Annotated in this window: 2 protein-coding genes and 1 pseudogene; all 3 read right to left on the bottom strand. The window is 40.1% G+C overall.

The genetic code is table 11. The features are described 5' to 3' along the window. The coding region (locus IM515_RS07685) for a non-ribosomal peptide synthetase (RefSeq protein WP_287633236.1) at positions 1-2,520 on the bottom strand (2,520 nt) is incomplete at its 3' end. A 165-nt stretch (positions 2,521-2,685) separates the two neighbouring features. Continuing rightward, positions 2,686-4,374 (bottom strand): annotated as a pseudogene (locus IM515_RS07680) (class I SAM-dependent methyltransferase); the annotation flags it as partial. A gap of 25 nt (positions 4,375-4,399) precedes the next feature. Further along, on the bottom strand, positions 4,400-4,513 hold a 114-nt coding region (locus tag IM515_RS07675; protein ID WP_130758671.1), incomplete at its 5' end, for a transposase.

Genomic DNA, 4,513 nt, shown 5'->3' with positions numbered 1-4,513 from the left:
TACGTTTTCCACTAAATACCAAGAAGAAAACGTTGTATTTTCCGTTGGACCATAGACATGAAGCAACCGTTGTGGCGCACCTTTTTCTAGTACCTCTTGTACCCATTTTGGTTCAACTGCTTCACCCCCAAATAGTAAGCATCGTAAGTTACTAAAAGCTTGGGGAACTAAATTAGCTAACTGATTAAAAAGTGCTGTGGTTAAAAATAAGACACTAATCTGATTTTCCTTTAAGCTTACTGCCAATTCTTGGGGTGAGAGCAAAACTGATTTAGCGATAATAATAATCTTAGCACCGTTAAGTAAAGCCCCCCAAATTTCAAAAGTAGCGGCATCAAAAGCAATATTAGACGCTTGCACAACCCGGTCATCAGGAGTAAACTGGATGTAATTAGTATTTAATACCAGTCGATTAACTGCTTGATGAGTGACGATAACACCCTTGGGTATTCCTGTAGAGCCAGAAGTATAAATAACGTAGGCTAAATTATCCGCAGAAACTGTGCTGTTCAGATTCTCCAGACTTGCCTGATTAATTTGTTCCCAATCTTTGTCTAAACAGACAAAAATAGCATTATGATTTGGCAGGGAAGCCTGTAAATATTCGCAGGTTAATATTATTTTAACTTGGGTATCTTGGAGCATAAAGCTAATGCGTTCTTGGGGATAATCTGGGTCAATAGGAACATAAGCTCCACCGACTTTAAGAATAGCCAATAATCCCACAATCATGTCGAAGGAACGCTCTAGACAAATCCCCACTAATTCATCTGGTTTTACTCCTAATTTTTGCAGGTAATGGGCTAATTGATTAGCACGACAATTTAATTCATTGTAGGTTAATTTTTGCTCTGAACATACCACTGCTACCGCATCGGGTGTGCGTTTTACCTGTTCTTCAAATAATTGATGAATACATTTATCAGAGGGATAATCTGTGTGAGTTTCGTTCCACAATGATAACAATTGATAACGTTCTTCATCACTTAACATCGATAACTCAAAAATTCCCATATTGGGATTAGCTGCAATCGCAGTTAAGAGATTCTGAAAATGTTGCCCCATTTGGTTAATGGTGCGAGCGGCAAACAAATCGGTACTATAACACCAAACCGCTTCTAAACGATCAGAAACTTCCCAAAAATTTACCTCTAAATCAAATCGCGCTTTAAGCTCAACAGATAAAGGCAAATTCTCCATCTTTAAGCCAGATAACCTAGCCTCAGATTGGGGGGTATTTTGCAGTGAAAACATTACCTGTATCAAAGGATTATGACTTAAATCTCGGTTTAATTGTAATTTTTCTACTAACATTTCAAAAGGCAAATCTTGATGAGCATAAGCTGATAAAGTCGTTTGCTTTACTCGTTCTAATAACTCCAGAAAACTGGGATTTCTCCCTAAATCACCCCTTAAAGCCAAAGTATTGGCAAAAAATCCCATCAATTTCTCAATTGCCGAACTATTACGATTAGCGATGGGAGAACCCACCAAAACATCTAATTGACCACTATAACGAGAAATTAGGACAAAAAAGGCCGCCAGTAAAGTCATAAATAGCGTTGCTCCTGACTCTTGACTCAACCGTTTGAGGCGTTGGGTTAAGTCTTGATTCAGGCGAAAAACCTGTCCATCACCCCGGAAACTAGGAATTGGAGGACGGGGATAATCCGTCGGCAATTCTAAAATATTAGGCGCATCTTGTAACTGTTTTTGCCAGTAATTAAGTTGACGGTCCAAGACTTTACCGGTGAGCCATTGACGTTGCCATACAGCAAAATCGGCGTATTGAATCGATAATTCAGGGAGAGGGGAAGGCAACCCCCGGACAAAGGCCGCATAAAGTTGAGATAATTCACCAAAGAAGATGCTCAAAGACCAACCATCGTAAATAATATGGTGCATCTTCAACAGCAATACATACTCTTGAGAACCCAGTTTAAGTAACTTAAATTGGACTAATGATTCTTTGGCTAAATCAAAGGGTTTTAAGGAGAAAGCAATCGCTATTTCTTGCAGATGTTCTGTTTGTTCATTCTTTGATAAATTTTGTAAATCTTGAAGGGGTAAACTGACGGGTGAAGGGGGAGCAATGCGCTGAATTGGTTGCCCTTCTACCATAGGAAAAGTGGTTCTTAAAATTTCGTGACGGCGAATTAGTTCACTGAGACTTTGTTCTAACGCCAACAGATTGAGGTTTCCTTCTAACCGTAAAGCGTCTAACAGATTATAGGAATGACTATCGGGAGAAAGTTGCTGTAGAAACCAGAGTCGTTGTTGGGCAAAAGAGAGGGGTAAATCCTGATCCCGTGACACGGGAATAATCTCTAAATCAACAGCATTAGTCGGGATTTTAGCCGCTCTTAAAAAGTCCAAAATCTCAGTTTTTTTGGCGGCGATTTCTTCTTTAATTTCTGGGGTCATAACCCCTTTGGGAGCCTGAAAACGAAGTTTTTCGCCTTCCAGCCACAGTTTAATGTCTAAACCCTTTAAATAGGCTAAAAATTCTCCTACTTTCACTTACCAATTGCCTCCAAAGTTGTTGTTAAATTAGCTCTAAATCACGAAGTTTGCTCTGAGGATGAAAAAGTTGATCAGATTGCTATTGATTAGGATCAATATTTTTCCTTTGCCGTTTTAGCTGTCTTGCTAAACTATTAAGAGCAGCTAAAACTTTAAATGTTTTTATAATTCACCATCCTCATAATCTTCCAAGCTTTCAGTCATAGCTGTTTCTCCAGGAGTAACGCTAAGAACTTCAATAATTTGGGCTAAATTAGCGATAGTTGGGTATTCCAGCAGATTTTGTAAAGACAATTCCACCGAGAAAAGATCGCGGGAACGGGAAATAACCTGAGTTGCTAACAAAGAATGTCCTCCCAATTCAAAGAAATTATCCTTAATCCCAATACGTTCGACTCCCAAAACTTCACTCCAAATTTGAGACATTTGGGTTTCAATCGGGGTACGAGGTGCGAGAAATCCCGTAGCTAAATTGCGTGTAGCTGTATCGGGGGTAGGCAAAGCCTGTCGATCTACTTTACCATTAGGAGTCAAAGGTAGGGAATTAAGCAAAACAAAAGCCTGGGGAACCATATAACTAGGTAGCTTTTGTTGGACAAATTCCCGCACCTGTGGCACTAACTTCTGGACTAATTTACCATATAGGGGATTATTCGTATAATCAGTCCAGGATTTGGGGATAATCGTCTCATCATCCCAAAAATTGGGGTATGGTTTTTCATCAATTTTATTTATTATCGGTTCTAGGATGGCATTCTGGCGACAGAAAACCACATCGAAAGAACCATCTTGACTACCTTCCCACCAACTGAGATGAACAGTGTAACCTAACTGTTCTCCCAGTTGCCACATTTGCTCAGGATTAATCCCTATCCCGCTATTTTTTCCTAACAGTTGCCGCAATTCTCCCACGGTTTTTACCCCCGGAGGATTTTCTAAACAGTCTAAAATTTGTAGTGCCTTTTGTAATCGTTGATTGGGTACATCTCTGATACCTAAATATTCTGGTTGTTCCAGTTTCAGTTTATCTTGTAGTTGCCCTAAAGAAAACCGATCCCGCTGCCAATTTAGCCAAGGAATTGTCGTTTTTTGCCCATCAGTATCCAGATGTAAAGTAACATCATAGCGGAATTGGGTTAACTCATTGTCAGCCTGACCCCGTTTCGGTGCAATCTCTACCCAAGAAATTCGCGGAAAACGTTGTTTAAGCGCGATAAAGAACTGAGGTGCAATTAACAATTCTTCTTCGGTAGCTACACTTTGATTCACCTGTTTTTGCCATTGTTCAAGGGTTTTATTAGCTTCGGCACGAGCTAACTGTACCGCCGCATGGTAAGGCTCTAGTAAGGACAAACTACGGATATCACCTAAGAAAATCTTACCCCGATCTGCAATCGCCTTGACTGCTCCTGCGATAACTTGTAATAGATAATCCACACTAGGGAAATACTGGACAACGGAGTTAATCACTATTCGATCGAAAGTAGCTTGGGGAATGCCGGTAAAATCATCGGCTGTTCGGTGTAATAATTTTACTTTGCCCTCTAAACCCTCAATTGTGCCACATAAATGTTCGAGGTTATTAATGGTAGCAGCGGAATAATCGGCTCCCCAATATTCCTGACAATGTTTCGCCACACGGAATAGCAATAATCCACTTCCGCAACCAATTTCTAACACTCGTTGCGGTGGTTGATTTCCTAAAATTCGGCTCACTGTCTGATCAACCCATTCCCGCATTTCTGATGGGGGAATAGCTTGTCCTGTATAACTACTATTCCAACCACTAATATTAAAAGTGGGGTCCTCGGTTTGAGGTTGGGGTTTACTGTAGGATTCTTCGTAAATCTGGCTCTTCGTTACTCTTTATGCTAAATCAACAGACAAGATGCCAAGATAACATACTTCTAACCCAAAAATTACGAAAGTTTCTAAAGCCATAGCCTCTCCGTTTTATTAGTTTAAGTTTATTGTTGATTCCCTCGACCAC

The organism is Microcystis sp. M44BS1, from assembly GCF_020244875.1.
GTDB classification, from domain to species: Bacteria; Cyanobacteriota; Cyanobacteriia; order Cyanobacteriales; family Microcystaceae; genus Microcystis; species Microcystis panniformis.
This window is presented reverse-complemented; position numbering and strand designations above follow the sequence as displayed.